Genomic DNA, 22402 nt, shown 5'->3' on the forward strand with positions numbered 1-22402 from the left:
ATATTGTTCGACCTGTTTGATAGGTTTTGCGACTCAATGAGGTGTTTATGGAATTGCGGCATTTGCGCTACTTCATTGCGGTGGCCGAGGAGCTGCATTTTGGCCGTGCCGCAGAGCTGCTGGGGATCTCCCAGCCACCCTTGAGCCAGCAGATCCAGGCGCTGGAGCAGGAACTGGGGGCGCGGTTGTTCGAGCGGACCAATCGTCGGGTCGAGCTCAGTGAGGCCGGTCGCCTGTTCCTGGAAGAGGCGCGGCTGGTGCTGGTGCAAGTCGACAAGGCGGCGGATGTGGCCCGACGCGCCCAGTTGGGCGAGTTGGGGGAGCTGAAGATCGGCTTCACCTCGTCGGCGCCGTTCAATTCGACGATTCCCCAGGTGCTCTTTGCGTTTCGCCAGTCCTTTCCGGCGGTGCACCTGAATCTGCGGGAAATGAGCAGCAAGATGGTCGCCGATGGACTGATGGATGAGTCGATCGAGGTCGGCCTGATGCGCCCGTTGCCATTGCCCGAGGCGCTGGATGTCGTCGAGTTGATGCATGAGCCGCTGGTGGCGGTGCTCAGTTCCAATCACCCGCTGGCAACGGGCAGCGAGGCTGGATTGCACCTGTCGGAACTGGCGCTGGAGCCCTTTGTGTTTTTCCCGCGCAGCTATGGCAGCGGGTTGTATGCGCAGCTCATGACCCTGGCGCGCCAGGCCGGCTTCAGCCCGCACTTTGCCCAGGAAGCCGGCGAGGCGATGACCATCATCGGTCTGGTGGCGGCGGGCTTGGGGGTGTCGGTACTGCCGGCGTCCTACCAGCGGATCCGCATCGACGGTGTGGTCTATCGGCCCTTGCTCGATCCGGATGCGGTGTCGGCGGTGTGGCTGGTGCAGCGCAAGGACCAGAAGTCGCCGATGGCCAAGGCGTTTGTCGAGTTGCTGACGCGGCAGACAAAGGATCAGGTCTGATTCTGTTGGGCTCATGAGAGATTTCAGACAGAGGGCGCTTATTCGGCTGATCCATCTTTTGTAGCCTAAAGTTCCGCTAGCTCTGCGCTTTGGATACCAAGTCACGACGTAGTAGCCAAAGCCCCGACGTTCTTAGCGCGGCTCTAACACCAAAGACCCAGCAGGGGTTTTCATGACGGTTAGCCGATGGTTGCTCCGCATTTCACGAAATTCGCAGTAAATTGGCGCTTTGTTAACGATCATGCTCGCTATGTGTTGCGGAACATCGTCAATGCTCATGCAGCCGTACTTAGCTAAATCTACCTGGTGAGCCTCCCAAATCAGGCCTGCCAGTCCTCCATGCTCTCCAGGCCCGGGGCCCAGGCGCGCCATTGGGCGATATTGAAGTTGATCACTGAGTGTCTTCCCGCCCCTGCGGGCTTCCTTGAACGCTACGGTTGGTTCCTTGACCGATACCAACCTTGGCGTGGCGCTGTGGCCGAGTGGCGCGCATTATCCCGGTGCGGCGGACTTGTAGCAAACAATTGGCTACATTTTGCACGATAAAATTTACAAATGGCGAGAGCGTCATGTGTCATATGGCCATTATCGATGTTTTCAGGGATGCGTCTGTCGGCTGTTTCCCTGGTTTGACTGGAATAGTCGAGGGTTTGCACCGCTATTGCTGATGATGAAGTAGTACTTGTCTCTCCGAGGTGGCGAAGCAGCGGCCAAGCCCTCTACACTCGATCATTCATTGATACACGGAGGTCTTGTCATGCGGCGTGTGGTGTTCAATCAGAAGGGTGGGGTCGGCAAATCGAGCATTGCCTGCAACCTGGCGGCGGTCAGCGCCAGCGAGGGCTATCGGACCCTGTTGGTGGACCTCGATGCCCAGGCCAACTCCACGCAATACCTGACCGGTCTCACCGGTGAGGACATTCCCATGGGCATTGCCGACTTCTTCAAGCAAACCCTCTCGTCCGGGCCGTTCTCGAAGAAGGGCCAGGTGGATATCTACGAAACCCCCTTCGACAACCTGCATGTGATCACGGCCACTGCCGAACTGGCCGACCTGCAGCCCAAGCTCGAGGCGAAACACAAGATCAACAAGCTGCGCAAACTGCTGGACGAACTGGCGGAGGATTACGACCGGATTTACCTGGATACGCCGCCGGCGCTGAACTTCTATGCGGTTTCAGCGCTGATTGCCGCTGATCGTGTGCTGATTCCCTTCGACTGTGACAGCTTCTCCCGGCAGGCGCTGTATGGCCTGCTGGCGGAAATCGAAGAGTTGAAGGAGGACCACAACGAAGGCCTGCAAGTGGAAGGCATCGTGGTCAATCAATTCCAGCCCCGGGCCAGCCTGCCGCAGCAGATGCTCGATGAGCTGATCGCCGAAGGCCTGCCGGTGCTGTCGGTGTACCTCAACAGCTCGGTGAAGATGCGCGAATCCCATGAAGCCAGCAAGCCGCTGATTCACTTCGACCCGCGCCACAAGCTGACCCAGCAGTTCGTCGACCTGCACAACCTGCTGGAAGACAACGCTTAAGCGGCGATCCCCTGGCTGCGCAGCCACGCCAGCAGTTGCGGCAAGGGGAATGCCCCGCTCTGGCGCGCAACTTCCCGGCCGTTCCTGAACAGGATCAGGCTGGGGATCGAGCGAATCCCCAACTGCGCGCTGAGTTGCTGGTTGGCTTCACTGTCGAGCTTGGCCAGTCGGCATTTGCCCGCCAGCTGGCCTGCCGCCTGTTCGAATATCGGTGCAAAGGACTTGCACGGCCCGCACCAATCCGCCCAGACATCCACCAGTAACGGCAGGTCGCCCTTGATCTGGCTGGCGTAGTCGCCCTGTTTCAGCTCGAAAGGTTTGTCCAGCAGGACCCCGGCCTTGCAGCGCCCGCATTTTGGCTGGTCGCCCAGGCGGTCGGCAGGGATGCGGTTGAGGCCGTTGCAGTGGGGGCAGGGGATCAACAGGGGTTCGGACATCAGAGGGGCTCCGGATAAGTGGCCAATGGTTCTCTATCTGGAGTCGTGGGCGGGTTTTATCAAGGCTTCAGGGGCTTGTCGCATACCCTCACATTTTCGCCGACCGGTGTTCTGTCCGGGAATCTAGTCTGGAAGAGCGTACCGTCAGTCGGATTTTATGTATATCAAATTGCGATATTTTGACGGCGAGCTTAACCTCCATAGCAATATGCGATAGGGAGATTGCATGCGTGTCATCACTGAGAAACGTATTTGGGAAGCCAAGGGCCGCTGGCCCGATTCGGCCTCTGCGCTGGATGCGTGGTATCGCCGAATCAAAAACTGTCATCCCGCCCATTTTGCGGCGATGAAGGCGATGTTTCCGGCCACGGACAAGGTCGGTGATTTCCATGTGTTCGATATCGGCGGGAACAAGTTGCGCCTGATCGCGGTGGTGCATTACACGGTGCGCCGGCTCTATATCAAGCAGGTGCTTGATCATCGCGAATATGACAAGGGTAAATGGAGGGAGGAACGGTGATGAGCGTCATGACCCAACAGGCTTTCGAGCATTGGCACTTTGTCGAGCCGCTGCTGCGCAAGCCGAAAAACGAAGCCGACTACGAGGCATTGGTCGCCATGCTCGATGAATTGCTTGAGCTGATCGGCGAGGACGAGTCGAGCCCGCTGATGAGCCTGGTGGATATCCTCAGCGATCACATCGAAGCCTATGACCAGGAGCACCGGCCGATGCCGGTGGCCAGTGGCGCCGATGTGCTGCGGGAAATGATGTGCGAGCATGGCCTGACCCAGAGCGACCTGCCGGGCGTGGGGCCGCAATCGGTGGTTTCGGAAATCCTCAGCGGCAAGCGTGAGCTCAATCTGCGCCAGATCCGCTGGCTGGCCGAACGCTTCGGGGTGCGCGAGCAGACCTTTATCTGAATGGGGCCGAACGCATGGCGTTCGGACCCGGTCGGCGGTTACTCCGCGTTCACGACGCTTTCCAGCGAAGCGTCGACCAGTCCTTTGCTCATCTCGACCAGTTGCAGCATCACCCAGTTGAGGGTGTGGCAGACATGCGGTTTTGCATCCTGGCTTTCTTCCGCGACCATGGCCGCGCCGTTGAGCAGCAGCGAGGCTTGTTCAAGGGCGTGCTGGACTGAAATGTCGGGGTTGACGCTGAACATATAGTCGCCGGTCAGGCTGCTGCCGAATGGTGTGTGGCGGGTTCTAGTGCTCGTGCAATCCTTCATGGTTGTACCTTCGCGTAAGGGTGGGTAGCCACTGAGTTCGCCGTCAAACGAGTTTGGGTGGCAGCTGTACGTGGGTTGACGGACCGGTTACGCAAAGAACCCGGCGCACTCGAAAGTGCCCCACGCACAGTTGCCATAAGCACGGCGATTCGAACACGTGGGTGTACGAGCGCGGTGAAAGACACTGAGCTTTGCGTAAATCCGGACCGTCAAATCCGATCACGAATGAGTCGTGAAGCCGCGAGGATAGGGACTGGAAAGCGACGGGTCAACCGCACGGGTTGTTACGAAGTTGATCGTTCCCACGCTTCGCGTGGTAATGCAGCCTGTGACGCTCCGCGTCACAAAGGCGGACGCAGAGCGTCCAGTGAGGTATTCCCACGCCGGAGCGTGGGAACGATCGGTCAGCGTCGTGTTCGGGCCTGAGTCATCACGACGAACAACTGATCTCCAGATGCTTGCCCCACTCCGGTGGCCGTTCGGCATAGGCTTGCATGCCCGGTTGTTCCTCGAACGGCTTGCTCAGCACCGCGTGTAGCCGTCGCACTTGCGAGTAGTCGCCGCCTTCCGCCGCATCGATGGCCTGCTGCGCCAGGTAGTTGCGCAGGATGTAGAGCGGGTTGACCGCGTGCATGCGCGCCCGGCGCCGGGTTTCGTCCTGGTCCGGTTCGCGGGCGACGCGGGCCTGGTAGCGCGCTGCCCAGGCATCGAAGCCCTTGAGGTCGATAAAGTCGTCGCGCAGGCGGGCCGTGGCCAGGGTCGCCGACTCATTGCCCAGGCGGCGGAAAAACAGGGTGTAGTCGACGCCGCCGACCTGCATCAGTTGCAACAGGTTTTCCACCAGCTTCTGGTCGTCATCTTCCGCCGTGGTCAGGCCGAGGCGGTGGCGCATCAGGTCCAGGTAGTGGGCCTGGTACAGCGGCAGGAACAACCCCAGGGTTTCGCGCAGGGCTTCGACGGTGATAAAGGGCGTCAGCGCCTGGGCCAGGGCGCTGAGGTTCCACTGGCCGATCGGCACCTGGTTGCTGAAGGAATAGCGCCCCTGGTCATCGGAGTGGTTGCAGATGAAATTGGCATCGAAATCGTCGAGGAAGGCGAAGGGCCCGAAATCGAAGGTGATGCCGAGAATCGACATGTTGTCGGTGTTCATCACCCCATGGCAGAAACCGTAGGCTTGCCATTTGGCGATCAACCCGGCGTTGCGTTCGACGATTTCCTTGAACATCGCCAGGTACGGCTCCGGCTGTTCCAGGCATTCGGGAAAGTGCTGCGCCAGCACCTGTTCGCCGAGTTGCTTCTGCTGCTCGGCTTGCTGGGTGTAGTAGAAGTATTCGAAGTGACCGAAGCGGATATGGCTCGGCGCCAGGCGCAGGACCATCGCCGCGCGCTCCTGCTTTTCCCGCCAGACCGGGGTGTCGGAGCCGATCACGCACAGCGCCCGGCTGCTGGGAATACCCAGGGCGTACAGGGCTTCGGAGGCGAGAAATTCGCGGATCGACGAGCGCAGCACGGCGCGGCCATCGCCCATGCGCGAGTAGGGGGTCTGGCCGGCGCCCTTGAGGTGCAGGTCCCAGTGTTCGCCCGCCTGGTTGTAGACCTCGCCCAGCAACAGGCCGCGGCCGTCGCCCAGGCGCGGATTGTAGGAGCCGAACTGATGCCCCGAATAGACCATCGCCCGGGGTTCGGCTTCGGCCCAGAGCTTGTGGCCGCCAAACAGCTGGGCAAACACCGGGTCTTCGGCGGTCGCCGGGTCGAGGTCGAGCAGCGCCATGGCCGCGGGGCTGGCGACGACAAGGCGCGGGTTGTCGATGGGCTCTGGCAGCACATGGGTGGAAAAGCCGTCACCCAGGCGGGCGAAGCGGTTATCGAAGGTCAGTTCGTCGAGGGCTTTCAACGGCCATCTCCAGCAGAATGTCCGAGCATTCTGCTGGGATTAGGTGTTCGGCGCTAGTCGAGCTTGCTCAGCGGCGACTGCTGATCCGGCGAGGCAGGGGGCTTGGGTACCAGGCTATCCGCTTCACCCTCGACCGGCACCAGCTTGTATTCCTGGCCATGCAGGTTCTTGAGATAGACCTCCATCTGCCGGAACGAGATGTTGATGTGTTCTTTCTTGAACTCGCGGTTGATAAAGCGGTTGACCTCGTCGATCACCGGGTTGCGGTCACCCAGGTCGCGCACGTGCATACGCAGTTCGTGGTCCAGGGTGCTTTCGCCGAAGTTGAGGAAATACACATGGGGCTCGGGCTCCTTGAGTACCCGCGGGTTGTCACGGGCGGCCTTGAGCAGCAGTTCCTTGACCCGGTCCAGGTCGGAGCCGTAGTCCACGCCGAGCTTGAGGGTCACGCGGGTGACGGTGTCGGTCAGCGACCAGTTGATCAGTTGCCCGGTGATGAAGGTCTTGTTCGGGACAATGATGTCCTTGCGGTCGAAGTCGGTGATGGTGGTCGCGCGGATGCGGATCTTGCTGACCGTGCCCGACAGGGTGCCGATGGTGATGGTGTCGCCGATCCGCACCGGACGCTCGAACAGGATCATGATGCCGGAGATGAAGTTGGCGAAGATTTCCTGCATGCCGAAACCCAGGCCGACTGACAGGGCGGCCACCAGCCACTGCAACTTGTCCCAGCTCACGCCCAGGGTCGACAGGGTGGAGACGAAACCGATGCCGGCGATGACATAGGACAGCAGGGTGGTGGTGGCGTAGGCGCTGCCCTGGGCCAGTTCGAGCTTGGACAGCACCAGGACTTCCAGCAGGCCGGGCAGGTTGCGCGCGAGGGCGAAGGTGATGCCGACGATCGCCAGGGCGCCGATCACGTTACCGATGGTGATCGGCACCATGCTCATGGCGGCGCCGGTGCCGCTGGTATATTCGTAGAGGGTGATGTTGTCCAGGTACGAGAACACCGTGATCAGGTCCGACCAGACCCAGTACAGCGCGGCGACGAAGCCGCCAAGCAGGGCCAGGCGGATCAGGCGCAGGGACTGCTGGTTGACCTGCTCGATATCCAGGGTCGGTTCTTCGACCACCGGTTCGCCATCCCCGGCTTCCTTGGCCGCCTGGCGTTTGCTCAGGGCGCGCTGGTAGGCCAGGCGCCGTGCCGCCACCGCCAGGCCGCGGACGAAGGTGGCTTCGATGACCAGCCAGAACATCAGCAGGTAGAGCGTGTTGATCAGCCGGTCGCTGAGCTTCAGGGCGGTGTAGTAGTAGCCGAAGCAGACCGCGACGAACAACGCGATAGGCAGCGCGGTGAACACCACGCCCACCAGTTTGCGGAACAGCGAGGCATTGTGGTGGTTCGGGCTGCCCAACAGCAGGCGGCTGAGCAGCCAGGCCATCAGCGCATAACAGGTCAGGACCACGGCGATGCCGAGCACGTCGTCGGCCAGCGAGGCGGGTTGGTGTTCGGCCACCGCCACCACGGCCACCAGCGCCATGACCACGAAGCCGAGGCGCCGGACCCAACCCTGGAGAAACTCGACCTGGGGTTTTTCCCAATGGAAATGCAGCTCGGCCACGCCGCCCGGCGCGAGGATCCGGTAGGCGGTGTAGAACACCAGCCAGGCCTGGGACATCTGCAACAGCGCGGCGCCGAGGTTGGCGTTCTGGCCGCGGGCGTCGATCTGCAGGGCATAACCGCAGAGCGCCAGGGCGAGGGCGATCGGCATCGCCAGCGACACGTTGACCAGGATCGCCAGCGGCGTATGCCACTGGCTGTCACGCTTGAAGTGGCCGATGTCCTTGTGGACCTTGGTCAGTCGCCCGTACAGGTAATTGCGTTTCCACAACAGTGCGCCGATCAGCAACAGCAGGGGCAGGAACAGCAGCGGTCGTTGCAGCAGGCCGTCGGTCAGTTCGCTGATGCTGGAGAGCCAGGGCAGGGTGGTGACCTGTTTTTGCAGGCGATTGGGCACGCCTTCCAGCCATTCCAGGTCCAGCGGCTTGTTGCTGGGGATCCAGAACATCTGCTCGTCCAGGGTCGAGCGCAGGCTCTGAGCGGTGCTGAGCAGCTGTTTCTGGTTCAGTTGCAGGGTGATGGATTCATTGAGCAGCGCGCTCAGCTCACGGTTCAGGCGTTCCAGCAGGTCGCTGCGGGTGACGGCGAGGTCGAGCAGGGTGCGGCGCAGTTGCGGGTTGACCTGTTCCGGCGGCTGGGTCGCCAGCAGGTTATCCACATAGGTGGACGGGCTGCTGATCAGCTCGCGCTGCTGGTTGACCTCGAACTGGTACAAGCGGATATCGGCGATCTCGTCCGCCAGGTCCTTGTCCACCTGCAGGCGCGGCAGGGCCTGTTTCTGCTTGTAGAGAATCTTCGACAGCAGCAGGCTGCCCTTGAGCACGCTGATCTGTTCGTCCAGGGCCTGGTCGCTCTGGGTCACGCTGTCGAGCTGCTGCTTGGTCTGCAGGTTCTGCTGGGTCAGTTCGTTGAGGCGATCGGTGCTTTTCAGCAAGTAGTCGGAAAGCTTGAGGTTGGTCGCGCTCTCGGTCGCCAGCAGGCTGCTGTCGCCGGCCTTCTGGGCTTCGATGGATTGCTGGGTGACGGTCTGCTGGGACTGGGCCAGGCGCTTCTGGTTGATCAGCGTCTGCATATCCTGGATTTCCTGCTCCAGGCGTGCGGTCTTCTCCATCAGCAGGTCGTGCTGGCTGTTGCCCAGGTCCTGCAACTGGCTGTTGCCCGCCAGCTCCTGACGGCGCAGGAGGATCAGGGCGTTGATCGAGGCCAGTTCGGCGTTCAACTGGTTGCGCTGATCGTTGCTCAGGGTCTTGCCGTTGTCCTTGCCCAGCTTCAGGGTGGTGTTGATCTGCTGGATGCGGGTCTGGCTGCTGCTGATTTCCGACTGCGCGCGCTCGGGACGGGTCTGGGCGGTGATGATCAGGCTGTTGGCATCGGCCAGGGCCTTTTGCAGATCGCCCTGCTGGGTGGTGCGCTCGGCCAGCAGTTGTTCGAGTTGCGGCACCGATTGGCTGGCATAGCGCTGGGCTACCGGGACCACCTTGGTGACTTTCAGGCGCGCCAGCTCACGCTGGTTTTCGGCGGTCTGGCGCGGGGCCTCGGTCACTTGCTGCTTGGTCGCGGTCAGGCGCTTGTCGTAGTCGTCGGCGCTCGACAGCCAGGTCAGGGTCTGTTGCAGCACCAGTTGCAGGGCTTTCTGATCGGCGTCAGGCAGCTTGCGGTCGGCAATCTTGTCCAGGCTCTGCTGGACCGACTCGCTGGTGGGCGGCTCGGCGGCCTGCAGCGCGCCGACGGAAAGACTCAGGCCCAGCAGGGCGGTAACGAAAAGAGAGCGCAAGAAGGACATAGGTACCGGTCGAGCAAGGTGAAGAGAGTGGGCAGTTTAGAGGAAGAGTCCCGGCCCCGGGCGACTTCCTTCGGGGAATCTGACGCCCACTTTGCCGATCTTGTTCCCGTCCATGACTGCAACCGTCCAGATGGTGTTGTTCCACTCCACCTGGTCGCCGACGATCGGTGCGCCGCCAACCTTGTGGGCGATAAAGTTGCCCAGCGGCGTGTTCGGGTCGTCGCCTTCGAGTTTCAGGCCATAGAGGGCCGCGACCGCGCCCAGCTGGGCGTCGCCTTCGAGGACAAAGTCGCCGAAGAAGCGCAGGTCGAGGCCGCGTTGCGGGGCCTGGCTGAACAGTTTGCCGAGGGCCGGCAGGTTGTGTTCGTGGCCGATGACACACAGCAGGTCGTCGACTTCCAGGGTGGTACTACCCGACGGATGGAGCAGTTGCTGGCCGCGGAACAGCGCGGCGATCCGCGTGCCCTCGGGCATTTTCAGCTCGCGCAGGGCGGCACCGATGCACCACTTCTCCGCGCCCAGACGGTAGACGAACAGCTCCCACTCGCTGGTGACATGCACTTCCAGGGCGGCCCGCGAGATCGGCGCCGGCTCCGGCGGTACCGTGACCTTGAGCAGCTTGGCGACCCATGGCAGGCTGGTGCCCTGCACCAGCAGCGATACCAGGACGATAAAGAACGCCAGGTTGAAGTACAGCTGCGCATGGGGCAGGCCGGCCATCAACGGGAACACCGCGAGGATGATCGGTACCGCGCCGCGCAGGCCGACCCAGGAAATAAAGGCTTTTTCCCGACCATGGAAGGCCTTGAACGGCAGCAGGCCGACCACCACCGACAACGGCCGGGCAAACAGGATCATCCACAACGCCAGGCCCAGGGCCGGCAGGGCGATGGGCAGCAGGTCGTGGGGCGTGACCAGCAGGCCCAGCACCAGGAACATACCGATCTGCGCCAGCCAGGCCATGCCGTCGAGCATGTGCAGGATGCCGTGGCGGCTGCGCACCGGGCGGTTGCCGATCACCAGGCCGCACAGGTACACCGCGAGGAAACCGCTGCCGTGCAGGGCGTTGGTCAAGGCGAAGACCACCAGGCCGCCGGCGATCACCAGGATCGGGTACAGGCCGTTGGCCAGGTTGATCCGGTTGACCAGTTGCAGCATCAGCCAGCCGCCGCCGAGGCCGATGATGCCGCCGATGCCGAATTCGCGAACAAGGTGGCCGAGCAGGCTCCAGTGCAGGCCGGTCTGGCCGCTGGCGAGCATGTCGATCAGGGTCACGGTGAGGAACACCGCCATAGGGTCGTTGCTGCCGGATTCGATTTCCAGGCTGGCGGTCACCCGTTCGTTGAGGCCCTTGCCGCCCAGCAGGGAGAATACCGCGGCGGCGTCGGTCGAGCCGACGATGGCGCCGATCAACAGGCCCTGGATGATGTTCAGGTCGAACAGCCAGGCGGCGGCCATGCCGGTCAGGCCGGTGGTGATCAGCACGCCCACCGTGGCCAGCGACAGCGCCGGCCAGAGGGCCACGCGGAAACTCGCGACCCGCGTGCGCAGGCCACCGTCGAGCAGGATCACGGCGAGGGCGAGGTTGCCCACCAGATAGGCTGTCGGATAGTTGTCGAAGATGATGCCGCCGCCGTCGACGCCGGCGGTCATGCCCACGGCCAGGATGATCACCAGGATCGGGATGCCGAGGCGCGAGGACAGGGAGCTCACCAGGATACTTGCGCCTACCAGCAACGCGCCGATCAAGAACAGGCTGTTGATGGTCGTCGCATTCAAAGGCAGTACTCCAGGAAAGCTAGAAAGGCGGTGCGCAGACTGACCATGCAGTCTGCGTGCCAGCGATTCTAACCTGTTGAAATGTACTGCTGTCAAAAAGCTTTAGAACCAATCGTCCTGCATCGACAGGCAGGTATCGTCGCGTGCTTCGAGAATCGCCAGCTCATGATGGCAGCCGGGCACCTCCCAGGTCAGGAAGTAGCGCGCGGCTTGCAGCTTGCCCTTGTAGAACGCCCGATCCGCCGGGTTGCCCCTGGCCAGGCCTTCTTCTGCCCGTACCGCCTGTTCCAGCCAGCGCCAGCCGATCACCGTGTGGCCGAACGCTTTCAGGTACAGCGCCGAGTTGGCTAGGCTGCTGCTGACCTTGCCCTGGGCCAGGTCGGTCAGCAGGCCGATGGTCACCGCCTGCAGGCGCGCCACCAGTTGTTCCAGCGGTTCGCGCAGGGCGTCCAGTGAAGTGTGCGCCGCGGCTCGTTTGGCGGTGTCGGCAATCAGCCGGATCAGTTGTTTCAGGCCGGCACCGCCATTCTGCGCCAGCTTGCGGCCCAGCAGGTCCAGCGACTGGATGCCGTGGGTGCCTTCGTGGATCGGGTTGAGGCGGTTGTCGCGGTAATACTGTTCCACCGGATATTCGCGGGTATAGCCGTGGCCGCCGAGGATCTGGATCGCCAGTTCGTTGGCCTTCAGGCAGAACTCCGATGGCCAGGATTTGACGATCGGGGTCAGCAGGTCGAGCAGTTCATGGGCCTGGCGCCGCTCGGCTTCCGACTCCAGGGTCGTGGTGTCGTCGAACAGCCGGGCAGCGTACAGGCCGAGGTCGAACGAGCCTTCGACGTAGGCCTTCTGGGTCAGCAGCATGCGCTTGACGTCGGCGTGCTGGATGATCGCCACCGGCGCGGTGGTCGGGTCCTTGCTGTCGGGCAGGCGGCCTTGCGGGCGCTCCCGTGCGTACTCCAGAGAGTAGAGGTAACCGGCATAACCAAGCATCACCGCGCCCATGCCGACGCCGATACGTGCCTCGTTCATCATCTGGAACATGTAGCTCAGGCCCTGGTGCGGCTTGCCCACCAGATAGCCGACACAGCTGCCGTTATCGCCGAAGTTCAGTGCGGTGGAGGTGGTGCCCCGCCAGCCCATCTTGTGGAACAGGCCTGCCAGCAGCACATCGTTGCGCGGGCCCAGGCTGCCATCGTCGTTGACCAGGAACTTGGGCACGATAAACAGCGAAATGCCCTTCACTCCGGGTGGTGCGTCCGGCAGCTTGGCCAGGACCATATGCACGATATTTTCCGACAGCGGGTGATCGCCGCCGGAAATGAAGATCTTGTTGCCTCTGAGGCGATAGCTGCCGTCGGGCGCCGGTTCGGCACGGGTACGGATATCGGCCAGCGACGAGCCGGCATGGGGTTCGGTCAGTGCCATGGTGCCGAAGAAGCGGCCGTCGATCATCGGCTGCAGGAAGCGTCGCTTCTGCTCATCGCTGCCGAAACTCTCGATCAGGTTCGCCGCGCCCATGGTCAGGAACGGATAGGAAGTCGAGGCGGCGTTGGCCGACTGGAAATGCGCGAAGCAGGCTTGCGACAGCAGCGTCGGCAATTGCATGCCGCCTGCCTCGAAGCTGCGCGCGGCGTTGAGGAATCCGGCTTCGAGGAAGGCATCCACCGCCGGCTTCACTTCCGGGATCAGGATCGCCTCGCCGTTTTCGTAGCGCGGTTCGTTTTCATCGTTCTTGCGGTTGTGCGGGGCGAAGAATTTTTCGGCGATGGTGCGGGCGGTGCCGAGGGCGGCGTCGAAGGTTTCCCGTGAATGTTCGGCAAACCGCTCGCGCTGGGTCAGGCCTTCGGCATCGAGGACTTCATACAGCTCGAAAGCCAGATTACGGGAACTGAGCAGCGTCTCGGACATGGCGGTCTACCTTTGATGGGATGGACCGAGTCTAGGTGGCTGAATGGGCAGTGCCTAGCAAGATTGATCTGGGTGATGGAGGGTCAAAGCAGTGACAGGGGCGTCGCTTGGGTTTGTAGTATTTGTCGGCGCGCGCGAGCGCCGTGTAGGGGTTTTTTCTGATATTTGAACGAATCGGTTGCCGTCAAAGTGGTCCTTCGAGTTTTTTTGATGGAGCGCTCCATGCTGGAAAAACTGTCAACCACCCCGTCTCTCAGCGTCGGGCCTTTGAGGGATGCCTTGCCTTCGGTCTTGTCCGAGTCGCTGAAAGCAGTCGCGAACAGCCCCCAGGCGTTTCAGAAAATCCCGGCGCAATTCGTATCGTCCGCTGCCGGCCCCGGATTGTTGTATGCCGAAGCGATTCAGGCCGTGGCGGACCGCTACGGCGTCGTGCTCGGCATTCGTGCGCCCAACCCCCTGAGTGCGAGCCTGCTCAGGGAAGGGTTTTCCTCGAAGAATTTTCACGTCAAGGCCAAATCCAGCAGCACCGGGCCGACAGCCGGTTTCATCCCGTTGAATCCTGCCTACTCGAAGGTGGCGTCAGGGCAAGTCGCCAGGCAGCAGCGCAGTATCGAGGGGGCATTGGCCGGCGGGGCGAAGGCGGTGAGCCTGATGTTGTCCCCGGCACGCGTTGAAGAGTTGCTGGCGACCGGGCACATGGCGGCGCGGGGCTCAGGCTATCGGGCCGAGTACCCGTCAGGTGCATCCGCTCATTTCAGTATCGACGCGAAAGGCCAGGTCTTCGACGAGGCCGGGCCGGTGAAGGTGTTGAGCAATCCGGGCAGCGACAGGGCGATCACGGCGGACTATGACCTGTTTTCGATTTATCCGCGCAGGGCCCAGGGTGACAACGTACGGCCGCTGCGGGTTGCACCGATGTTCGTGGGGAACGCCTGCGAGGAACTGAGACAGAGGGCCAGGCCGCTACTCACCGGGCAGCCCGCTTTCGACGGGGCGCAGGAGCATATGGATATGGGTAATATCCATCGTTTCGGCATCGCTATCGTGCAAGCGCTGAACCGGGAAATTGCCGGGGCGGGTTACACCGGTGGCAACCTGGTCTGGCACAACGATGAGACCGGCAATCCCTTTTCCCCCGGGTTCGATGCGCGGGATGCGCCGATTTTCTTTTTTCCCAGGGATCGCGGGAGTGGAGAGACGCCTCGGCCTCGACAGGTGTCATCCAGGGAGGAGTTGCTGGCGCTGCAGGGGCAGTTGAGGGGGGCGGGGTTTCAGGTTGAATACAGTCCCCGGTTCGGGTTCTGAGCGAGAGTGGAAACAGGCGCCCGTTGCGGGCGCCTGGTCTTTCAGGTGGTTCAGCCGATGGTCATCAGGCTGGCGTTACCGCCTGCGGCGGCGGTATTGACGCTCAATGCCCGCTCGATCACCAGGCGTTCCAGGGCAATGCCGGTTTCGCCCTGGGACAGGCCTTGCACGCCGACAATCGCCCCCGCGCGCTTGGCTACCTGCTGGCAGACCGCGCGCAACTGGTCGGAATGACCGTGATGCAGCACGGCATCGAAGATCACCTCGTCCTTCTGCCAGTCGGCCACCCGCTGGATGCGCGCCTGTACTTCTTTGGGCAGGCGGGTATACAGGGCCTTGCCCGGCTCGCCTTCCGGCCATACCGCCGAGCTGCCCACCGCCAGGACGGCGGCGAGTTGGACCAGCAGGTCCGCTTCGACGTCGGCCAGACACAGCACATGCTCGCGGGGCAGGATGGCATAGGTGTTGCGCTCGCCGGTCGGGCCGACCAGAGGGCGGGTAATGCCGCTTTGCGATTGTGTGGCGAAGCGGGTGCACCGTTCTGCCAGTTCCGGCAGCTGGTTGGCGCTTGCCCAGGCCTGCAGCGCGGTGAGTGGTTTGCTCATGGCATCGCGCAGGCGCACATCCGGTGCATTCACGGCATCGACCCGCACGAATGATTGCTCGATGGCATCGCTCGGTCGGGTGGACAGCAGGCGATACAGGTACAGCGGACCGCCGGCTTTCGGGCCGGTGCCCGACAGGCCTTCGCCGCCGAACGGCTGCACGCCGACCACGGCGCCGACGATATTGCGGTTGACGTAGACGTTGCCGGCATTGACGTTGTCGATGACCTTGGCGATGGTTTCGTCGATCCGGGTGTGCACGCCCAGGGTCAGGCCGTAGCCCGAAGCATTGATCTGGGCGATCAGTTGGTCGATTTCCTTGCGCTTGTAGCGCACCACGTGCAGCACCGGGCCGAAGATTTCCCGCTGCAGTTCGTCGAAGCTTTCCAGTTCGATCAGGGTCGGCATGATGAAGGTGCCGCGCTTGCATTCCTCGCTGTCGGCGATGGCCACCTGGTAGACGCTACGACCCTTGTCGCGCATGGCCTGGATATGTTTCTCGATGCCGGCCTTGGCCTCGGCGTCGATCACCGGGCCGATATCCACGGACAAGCGCTCCGGGTTGCCGAGGCGGCACTCAGCCATGGCGCCCTTGAGCATTTCGATCACGCGGTCGGCGGAGTCTTCCTGCAGGCACAGCACGCGCAGGGCCGAGCAACGCTGGCCGGCACTGTCGAAGGCCGAGGAGACGACGTCGATGACCACCTGTTCGGTCAGCGCCGAGGAATCGACGATCATCGCGTTCTGCCCACCGGTTTCGGCGATCAGCGGAATCGGTCGGCCCTGATTGTCCAGGCGTCCGGCGACATTGCGCTGGAGCAGGCGGGCGACTTCGGTGGAGCCGGTGAACATCACGCCCTTGACGCGATCGTCGCCGACCAGACGGGCGCCGACGGTTTCACCGCGGCCCGGCAGCAGTTGCACCACACCTTGCGGAATGCCGGCTTCGAGCAGCAGGCGCACGGCCTGGGCAGCGATCAGCGGGGTCTGTTCGGCCGGCTTGGCCAGCACCGGGTTACCGGCGGCCAGAGCGGCAGCCACCTGGCCGCTGAAGATCGCCAGGGGGAAGTTCCACGGGCTGATGCAGACCACCGGCCCCAGCGGGCGATGGGCATCGTTGCTGAAGTCATTGCGCGCCTGCACCGCGTAGTAGCGCAGGAAGTCCACGGCCTCGCGGACTTCGGCGATGGCGTTGGCGAAGGTCTTGCCGGCCTCGCGGACCAGCAGGCCCATCAGCGGCTGGATCTCGCCTTCCATCAGGTCGGCGGCACGCTCGAGGATCGCGGCGCGTTCGGCCGGCGGCGTGGCCTGCCAGATCGGCGCGGCGTTCAGGGCGCACTGGACGGCATTGTCGACGTCTTCGACCGTGGCTTCCTGGACATGACCGACCTGGTCACGGTGATCCGATGGGTTGAGTACCGCTGCCGCGGTTTCGTTACTGGACTCGCAGCCCAGCATCGGTGCGGCTTTCCAGTGGTTGTGGGCGCTGGCGAGCAGCGCGCAGGACAGCGAGGCCAGGCGATGTTCGTTGGCCATGTCGATGCCCGCCGAGTTGGCGCGCTCGGGGCCGTACAGCTCGCGTGGCAAGGCAATGCGAGGATGTGGCAGGCCGAAGCCGCCTTCCTGCAATGCCATCTGCTCGATGCTGCTGACCGGGTCGGCCACCAGTTCCTGGATGGAGATGGACTGGTCGGCGATACGGTTGACGAAGGAGGTATTGGCGCCGTTCTCCAGCAGTCGGCGCACCAGGTAGGCCAGCAGCGTTTCATGGGTACCGACCGGGGCATATACGCGGCACGGACGGTTCAGCTTGCCTTCGGACACCTTGCCTACAACCTGTTCGTACAGCGGTTCGCCCATGCCGTGCAGGCACTGGAACTCGTACTGGCCCGGGTAATAGTTCTGCCCGGCGATATGGTAGATCGCCGACAGCGTGTGGGCGTTGTGGGTGGCGAACTGCGGGTAGATGACTTCCGGCACCGACAGCAGCTTGCGTGCACAGGCGATGTAGGAAACGTCGGTGTACACCTTGCGGGTATACACCGGGTAGCCTTCCAGGCCTTCGACCTGGGCGCGCTTGATCTCGCTGTCCCAGTAGGCACCTTTCACCAGGCGGATCATCAGGCGATGGCGGCTGCGGCGCGCCAGGTCGATGACGTAGTCGATCACATACGGGCAACGCTTCTGGTAGGCCTGGATAACGAAGCCGATACCGTTCCAGCCGGTCAGTTGCGGTTCGAAGCACAGGCGTTCGAGCAGGTCCAGCGACAGTTCCAGGCGGTCGGCTTCCTCGGCGTCGATGTTCAGGCCGATATCGTATTGCTTGGCCAGCAGGGTCAGCGACAGCAGGCGCGGGTACAACTCGTCCATCACCCGCTCGTACTGGGCGCGGCTGTAGCGCGGGTGCAGGGCCGAAAGCTTGATGGAGATGCCCGGACCTTCATAGATGCCACGGCCGTGGGAGGCCTTGCCGATGGCGTGGATGGCCTGTTCGTAGGACGCCAGGTATTTCTGTGCGTCGTGTTCGGTCAGCGCCGCTTCGCCGAGCATGTCGTAGGAATAGCGGAAACCCTTGGCTTCGAAGCGGCTGGCGTTGGCCAGGGCCTCGGCGATGGTTTCGCCGGTGACGAACTGTTCGCCCATCAGGCGCATGGCCATGTCGACGCCCTTGCGGATCATCGGTTCGCCGCTCTTGCCGATGATGCGGCTGAGGGACGAGGTCAGGCCCGCTTCATTGTGGGTGGCGACCAGCTTGCCGGTCAGCAGCAGCCCCCAGGTGGCGGCGTTGACGAACAGCGACGGGCTGTTGCCCAGGTGTGGCTGCCAGTTGCCGGTACTGATCTTGTCGCGGATCAGCGCGTCGCGGGTGCCCTTGTCCGGGATGCGCAGCAGGGCTTCGGCCAGGCACATCAGCGCCACGCCTTCCTGGGACGACAGGGAGAATTCCTGCAGCAGGCCCTGGACGATACCGGCACGGCCGCCGGCGCTCTTCTGGTTGCGCAGCTTCTCGGCGATGCTCGATGCCAGTTTGTGCGTGGCGTCGGCCATGGCGGCCGGCAGGCGCGCCTGCTCCAGCAGCATCGGCACCACTTCCGGCTCGGGGCGACGGTAGGCGGCGGTAATGGCGGCGCGCAGGACTGATTGCGGGAGGATGCTTTCGGCGAATTCGAGGAAGCACTGATGGGCGTGGTCTGCCTGGACCTCACCGGCGTCGTCGCTGTCGCCACGGGTCGAACCGCTGAGTTCGGTCAGGGTTGCACCGCTCTCGAGTTTTTCCAGGTAGTTGAAAATGGCCTGCTTGATCAGCCAGTGGGGGGTGCGATCAATCGAGTGGGCCGCGGCTTTAAGACGCTCGCGGGTCGGGTCGTCGAGTTTGACCCCAAGGGTGGTCGTAGCCATTTTCTTATCCTCATGGTTGCCACTACGGCGTGGCATCAGCTGGCAGCAAGATTAGCTTCAGGGATAGCAAAGGTGCAACCGGGTGCAACCCTTTTTTAAGCGGAAAAAATCGATCGTGATCGGGAAAATTTTTCCGGTTGCCGTTCGTTGCCCTGGTTTGCAGCGTTTTAATTATCAGCGCCTGGGTTTTTGCTCCGAAAAGGAGCAAGAAACAGTCGGAAAAGGTGGAAATACCCCAAGGTGCAACTTAAACGGACAAAACAGGTTGCACCTTGTTTGTTATGTTTAATAGCATGCGCGACCAAGGTGCAACCTCCTACAAAGGGAGGCATCGACTGATGGTTTTCCTGGGGGAATATCAGTCATAAATGCCCGGTCCGCTCAGCCGTCTGACAGACAGCAGTCGTTGTGTCGGTCGCGGACCGCCGCTAAATAAAAACAATGCCAGGGCTTTTCAATGAGTGTAAGCAACCCAACCTTGATCACATTTGTGATCTACATCGCTGCCATGGTGCTGATCGGTCTGATGGCCTATCGCTCGACCAACAACCTTTCCGACTACATTCTCGGCGGCCGTAGCCTCGGCAGCGTGGTGACCGCGCTTTCGGCCGGCGCTTCCGACATGAGTGGCTGGTTGTTGATGGGCCTGCCGGGTGCCATCTACCTGTCCGGCCTGTCGGAAAGCTGGATCGCCATCGGCCTGATCGTCGGCGCCTACCTGAACTGGCTGTTCGTCGCCGGTCGCCTGCGGGTACAGACCGAGCACAACGGTGACGCGCTGACCCTGCCAGACTACTTCTCCAGCCGTTTCGAGGACCACAGCGGCCTGCTGCGGATCATCGCCGCGGTGGTGATCCTGGTGTTCTTCACCATCTACTGCGCCTCGGGCATCGTCGCCGGTGCGCGGCTGTTCGAAAGTACCTTCGGCATGTCCTACAGCACTGCGCTGTGGGCCGGCGCGGCGGCAACCATTGCCTACACCTTTGTCGGTGGTTTCCTGGCGGTGAGCTGGACCGATACCGTGCAGGCCACGCTGATGATCTTCGCGCTGATTCTCACGCCGATCATCGTGTTGCTGGCCACCGGTGGTGTCGATACCACCTTCCTGGCAATCGAAGCCAAGGACCCGGCCAACTTCGACATGCTCAAGGGCACGACCTTTGTCGGTATCATTTCGCTGATGGGTTGGGGGTTGGGCTATTTCGGCCAGCCGCATATCCTGGCGCGCTTCATGGCGGCGGATTCGGTCAAGTCGATCGCCAAGGCTCGCCGTATCTCGATGACCTGGATGATCCTGTGCCTGGGGGGTACGGTGGCGGTGGGCTTCTTCGGTATCGCCTATTTCTCGGCGCATCCGGATGTGGCCGGCCCGGTCAGCGAAAACCACGAGCGGGTGTTTATCGAGCTGGCGAAAATCCTCTTCAACCCGTGGATTGCCGGTGTGCTGTTGTCGGCGATCCTGGCGGCGGTGATGAGTACCCTGAGCTGCCAGTTGCTGGTGTGTTCCAGCGCTCTGACCGAAGACTTCTACAAGACCTTCCTGCGCAAGTCCGCCTCCCAGCTTGAGCTGGTCTGGGTCGGCCGGGCGATGGTGCTGCTGGTGGCGGTGATTGCCATCGCACTGGCGGCTAACCCGGAAAACCGCGTATTGGGCCTGGTGAGTTATGCCTGGGCCGGCTTCGGCGCAGCCTTTGGCCCGGTGGTACTGATTTCGGTGATCTGGAAGGACATGACCCGCAATGGCGCCCTGGCCGGGATCCTGGTCGGCGCGATCACGGTGATCGTCTGGAAGCACTTCAACCTGCTGGGCCTGTACGAAATTATCCCGGGCTTCCTGTTCGCCAGCATCGCGATCTATATCGTCAGCAAGCTGGGCAAGCCTTCGGCGCTGATGCTGCAGCGTTTCGACGCGGCAGAGAAACAGTTCCGCCTGGAACATTGATCGAAGCGAGTATTCGCTGATCGGCAAGCGGCCCGTCTCCCTGGAGACGGGCCGCTTCGTTTCAGGCGCGCAGTGCCTGTTGCAGGTCTTCGAGAAGGTCTTCGATCGCCTCGATGCCGACCGACAGGCGAATCATCTCCGGTTTCACGCCGGCCTTGGCCTGTTCCGTCGCGTTCATTTGCCGGTGGGTGGTGGAGGCCGGGTGGCAGGCCAGGGACTTGGCGTCGCCGATGTTCACCAGGCGCTTGAAGATCTGCAACGCATCGTAGAAGTGCACACCGGCTTCATAGCCGCCCTTGAGACCGAACGAAAGAATCGCCGAAGGCTTGCCCTTCATGTACTTGAGCGCCAGCTCGTGGTGCGGATGATCCGGCAGGCCGGCGTAGCTGACCCAGGCGACCTGGTCGTGGGCCTTGAGGAATTGCGCCACCTTGAGCGCGTTTTCGGTATGCCGCTCCATGCGCAAGGCAAGGGTTTCCAGGCCTTGCAGCAGCAGGAAGGCGTTCATCGGTGCGAGTGCCGCGCCGGTATTGCGCAACGGCACGGTGCGGGCGCGGGCGATAAAGGCTGCCGGACCGAATTTTTCCGTATAGACCACGCCGTGATAGGCGGCTTCCGGGGTATTGAGTCCGGGGAATTTTTCCGCATGATCGGCCCAGGGGAAGGTGCCGGCATCGACAATCACCCCGCCCAGGGAGTTGCCATGGCCGCCGACGTACTTGGTCACCGAGTGCACGACGATATCGGCGCCGAACCGGATCGGCTTGCACAGGATCGGCGTCGCCACGGTGTTGTCGACCATCAGCGGTACGCCGCTGGCGTGGGCTACCTCGGCGAAGCGTTCGAGGTCGACGATATTGCCCGCCGGATTACCGATGCTTTCGCAATAGACCAGCTTGGTGTTCTCGTCGATCAGTTCGGCGATGGCTTCGGGCGAGTCGTCGCGGGCGAAACGCACATCGACGCCGAAACTCGGCAGCAGGTGGGCGAACAGGGTGTAGGTGCCGCCGTACAACTGCGGGGTGGAGACGATATTGTCGCCGGCCCGGGTCAGGGTCTGGATCGCGTAGTGGATCGCCGCGCTGCCGGCGGATACGGCCAGTCCGGCGATACCGCCTTCGAGGGCTGCCAGGCGCTGTTCCAGTACATCGTTGGTGGGGTTCATGATCCGGGTGTAGATATTGCCCGGGACATCCAGGTTGAACAGGTCGGCGCCGTGCTGGGCGTTATCGAATTCGAAGGCGACGTTCTGGTAGATGGGCACGGCCACGGCCTTGGTGGTCGGGTCCGACTTGAAACCGTGATGGAGCGCAATCGTTGCGTCTTTCATAAAGTCTCGACTCAGTGAAATTCCATTAGTGAGCACGCCAGGCGGCTGCGGTCGCTCAATGGTCTCGTGTGTCTGAGTCGCCAATGACCTTGGGATCTACGTCCGTTATCGGACCGCAAACCGGCGCGCCAGTGTCCGATACTGGCGCGCGGTCGGCAAGTCACCCGGATTAAGCCAGCTCGTTGTCCGCCTGATTGACGAAGATCAGCACACCGATGATGGCCATGTAGAACCTGAAGGCGCCTTCCTGGCCGTTCCAGGTATGCGATTGCCACATCAGGAACCCTTCGCCGCCCACCACCATGAAGCCGAAGAACCAGACCAGGAAACCCACGGTAGCACCGCCGACGACCCATTTCCTGGCGCGGCCGAAGGTGGCGGCATCGGCCTTGCGCGCGCGCCACAGTGACAGTGCGCCCAGCGCCAGCAACACGGCGGTCAGGCCTTCGCCGAAGATGATCAGCCAATAGGCGGCGTGCCACAGGACCGGCGTGGTGATCGCGCGGTACATTGCGGCATTGTTGGGGAAGGTGGTGTCCATGCTCAGCACGTGGCTGACAAAGGCGAAGTTGGAGCCATAGTCGGTAATGTTGTTGAAGGTGACCATGAAGGCGAAGGCGGCGAGTGTGAGGCTCAGGACAATCTTGGCGTAGCGGACGGTCATGGTTTTCAGGTCCTTCGTGGGCGGGAAA

The 22402-nt window shown here is 62.4% G+C and carries 15 protein-coding genes and 1 pseudogene; 6 read left to right on the plus strand and 10 right to left on the minus strand.

Annotated features, from left to right (window positions below):
* Window positions 1-47 precede the first annotated feature (47 nt).
* Window positions 48-947 carry a LysR family transcriptional regulator gene (locus HX851_RS21575; protein ID WP_177062817.1) on the plus strand — a complete coding sequence of 300 codons (900 nt, stop codon included), beginning with the start codon at window positions 48-50 and terminating at the stop codon, window positions 945-947.
* Window positions 948-1270: 323 nt separating this feature from the next.
* On the opposite strand, the pseudogene HX851_RS21580 reads toward HX851_RS21575, so the two are convergent.
* A pseudogene (locus tag HX851_RS21580) lies at window positions 1271-1342 on the minus strand (beta-ketoacyl synthase chain length factor); the annotation flags it as partial.
* A gap of 362 nt (window positions 1343-1704) precedes the next feature.
* Between HX851_RS21580 and HX851_RS21585 the strand changes: the two are divergent.
* Window positions 1705-2478 carry a ParA family protein gene (locus HX851_RS21585; RefSeq protein ID WP_017126871.1) on the plus strand — a complete coding sequence of 258 codons (774 nt, stop codon included), beginning with the start codon at window positions 1705-1707 and terminating at the stop codon, window positions 2476-2478.
* Here HX851_RS21585 and trxC read toward each other — a convergent pair.
* Window positions 2475-2915 (minus strand): thioredoxin TrxC, encoded by a 441-nt coding sequence (gene trxC, locus HX851_RS21590; RefSeq protein ID WP_177062816.1) that lies wholly within the window; start codon window positions 2913-2915, stop codon window positions 2475-2477. The two genes, HX851_RS21585 and trxC, sit on opposite strands and share 4 nt — an antisense overlap.
* A 226-nt stretch (window positions 2916-3141) precedes the next feature.
* On the opposite strand from trxC, the gene HX851_RS21595 reads away from it, so the two are divergent.
* Both HX851_RS21595 and HX851_RS21600 read left to right on the plus strand, forming a co-directional pair.
* The gene (locus HX851_RS21595; RefSeq protein ID WP_177064454.1) at window positions 3142-3435 is read left to right on the plus strand and encodes a type II toxin-antitoxin system HigB family toxin; all 294 of its coding nucleotides are present in this window, start codon (window positions 3142-3144) and stop codon (window positions 3433-3435) included.
* Window positions 3435-3836 (plus strand): helix-turn-helix domain-containing protein, encoded by a 402-nt coding sequence (locus HX851_RS21600; RefSeq protein WP_177064455.1) that lies wholly within the window; start codon window positions 3435-3437, stop codon window positions 3834-3836. The genes HX851_RS21595 and HX851_RS21600 overlap by 1 nt, the downstream gene beginning before the upstream one ends.
* Window positions 3837-3874: 38 nt before the next feature.
* Here HX851_RS21600 and HX851_RS21605 read toward each other — a convergent pair whose 3' ends face one another.
* The 5 genes from HX851_RS21605 to HX851_RS21625 all read right to left on the minus strand — a co-directional run bounded on the left by HX851_RS21605 (window position 3875) and on the right by HX851_RS21625 (window position 13129).
* Window positions 3875-4147 (minus strand): DUF3077 domain-containing protein, encoded by a 273-nt coding sequence (locus HX851_RS21605; RefSeq protein WP_177064456.1) that lies wholly within the window; start codon window positions 4145-4147, stop codon window positions 3875-3877.
* A 430-nt stretch (window positions 4148-4577) separates the two neighbouring features.
* On the minus strand, window positions 4578-6041 hold the full coding sequence (gene selO, locus HX851_RS21610; RefSeq protein ID WP_177064457.1) for a protein adenylyltransferase SelO: 1464 nt from the start codon (window positions 6039-6041) through the stop codon (window positions 4578-4580).
* A 53-nt stretch (window positions 6042-6094) separates the two neighbouring features.
* Window positions 6095-9445, minus strand: a complete 3351-nt coding sequence (gene mscK / locus HX851_RS21615; RefSeq protein ID WP_177062812.1) for a mechanosensitive channel MscK — start codon at window positions 9443-9445, stop codon at window positions 6095-6097.
* 36 nt (window positions 9446-9481) lie between these two features.
* Window positions 9482-11224 (minus strand): potassium/proton antiporter, encoded by a 1743-nt coding sequence (locus HX851_RS21620; RefSeq protein WP_177062811.1) that lies wholly within the window; start codon window positions 11222-11224, stop codon window positions 9482-9484.
* Between the two features lie 102 nt (window positions 11225-11326).
* Window positions 11327-13129: an acyl-CoA dehydrogenase gene (locus HX851_RS21625; protein WP_177062810.1), complete on the minus strand. Its 1803-nt coding sequence runs from the start codon at window positions 13127-13129 to the stop codon at window positions 11327-11329.
* 222 nt (window positions 13130-13351) lie between these two features.
* On the opposite strand from HX851_RS21625, the gene HX851_RS21630 reads away from it, so the two are divergent.
* Window positions 13352-14434, plus strand: coding sequence for an anthrax toxin-like adenylyl cyclase domain-containing protein (locus tag HX851_RS21630; RefSeq protein WP_177064458.1), 1083 nt, complete (start codon window positions 13352-13354; stop codon window positions 14432-14434).
* A gap of 50 nt (window positions 14435-14484) precedes the next feature.
* Here HX851_RS21630 and putA read toward each other — a convergent pair whose 3' ends face one another.
* On the minus strand, window positions 14485-18438 hold the full coding sequence (gene putA / locus HX851_RS21635) for a trifunctional transcriptional regulator/proline dehydrogenase/L-glutamate gamma-semialdehyde dehydrogenase (RefSeq protein WP_177064459.1): 3954 nt from the start codon (window positions 18436-18438) through the stop codon (window positions 14485-14487).
* Between the two features lie 457 nt (window positions 18439-18895).
* Between putA and putP the strand changes: the two genes are divergently transcribed.
* Window positions 18896-20380 carry a sodium/proline symporter PutP gene (gene putP / locus HX851_RS21640; protein WP_177062807.1) on the plus strand — a complete coding sequence of 495 codons (1485 nt, stop codon included), beginning with the start codon at window positions 18896-18898 and terminating at the stop codon, window positions 20378-20380.
* Window positions 20381-20441: 61 nt separating this feature from the next.
* Here the strand turns inward: putP and HX851_RS21645 are convergent, their stop codons facing one another.
* Window positions 20442-21710, minus strand: coding sequence for an O-acetylhomoserine aminocarboxypropyltransferase/cysteine synthase family protein (locus HX851_RS21645; protein ID WP_177062806.1), 1269 nt, complete (start codon window positions 21708-21710; stop codon window positions 20442-20444).
* A gap of 169 nt (window positions 21711-21879) precedes the next feature.
* Window positions 21880-22374 (minus strand): DUF2165 family protein, encoded by a 495-nt coding sequence (locus HX851_RS21650; protein WP_177062805.1) that lies wholly within the window; start codon window positions 22372-22374, stop codon window positions 21880-21882.
* Window positions 22375-22402 lie beyond the last annotated feature (28 nt).

The sequence above is a fragment of the Pseudomonas gingeri genome (assembly GCF_013385635.1).
Classification (GTDB): Bacteria; Pseudomonadota; Gammaproteobacteria; order Pseudomonadales; family Pseudomonadaceae; genus Aquipseudomonas; species Aquipseudomonas gingeri_A.

Bases quoted from the DNA above. Each gene is read 5' to 3' on its own strand.
- HX851_RS21575 (WP_177062817.1), top strand. From the start codon at position 48: ATGGAATTGCGGCATTTGCGCTACTTCATTGCGGTGGCCGAGGAGCTG.
- mscK (WP_177062812.1), bottom strand. From the start codon at position 9,445: ATGTCCTTCTTGCGCTCTCTTTTCGTTACCGCCCTGCTGGGCCTGAGT.
- HX851_RS21605 (WP_177064456.1), bottom strand. From the start codon at position 4,147: ATGAAGGATTGCACGAGCACTAGAACCCGCCACACACCATTCGGCAGC.
- HX851_RS21595 (WP_177064454.1), top strand. From the start codon at position 3,142: ATGCGTGTCATCACTGAGAAACGTATTTGGGAAGCCAAGGGCCGCTGG.
- HX851_RS21625 (WP_177062810.1), bottom strand. From the start codon at position 13,129: ATGTCCGAGACGCTGCTCAGTTCCCGTAATCTGGCTTTCGAGCTGTAT.
- HX851_RS21650 (WP_177062805.1), bottom strand. From the start codon at position 22,374: ATGACCGTCCGCTACGCCAAGATTGTCCTGAGCCTCACACTCGCCGCC.
- HX851_RS21600 (WP_177064455.1), top strand. From the start codon at position 3,435: ATGAGCGTCATGACCCAACAGGCTTTCGAGCATTGGCACTTTGTCGAG.
- HX851_RS21630 (WP_177064458.1), top strand. From the start codon at position 13,352: ATGCTGGAAAAACTGTCAACCACCCCGTCTCTCAGCGTCGGGCCTTTG.
- HX851_RS21645 (WP_177062806.1), bottom strand. From the start codon at position 21,710: ATGAAAGACGCAACGATTGCGCTCCATCACGGTTTCAAGTCGGACCCG.
- trxC (WP_177062816.1), bottom strand. From the start codon at position 2,915: ATGTCCGAACCCCTGTTGATCCCCTGCCCCCACTGCAACGGCCTCAAC.
- putP (WP_177062807.1), top strand. From the start codon at position 18,896: ATGAGTGTAAGCAACCCAACCTTGATCACATTTGTGATCTACATCGCT.
- HX851_RS21585 (WP_017126871.1), top strand. From the start codon at position 1,705: ATGCGGCGTGTGGTGTTCAATCAGAAGGGTGGGGTCGGCAAATCGAGC.
- putA (WP_177064459.1), bottom strand. From the start codon at position 18,438: ATGGCTACGACCACCCTTGGGGTCAAACTCGACGACCCGACCCGCGAG.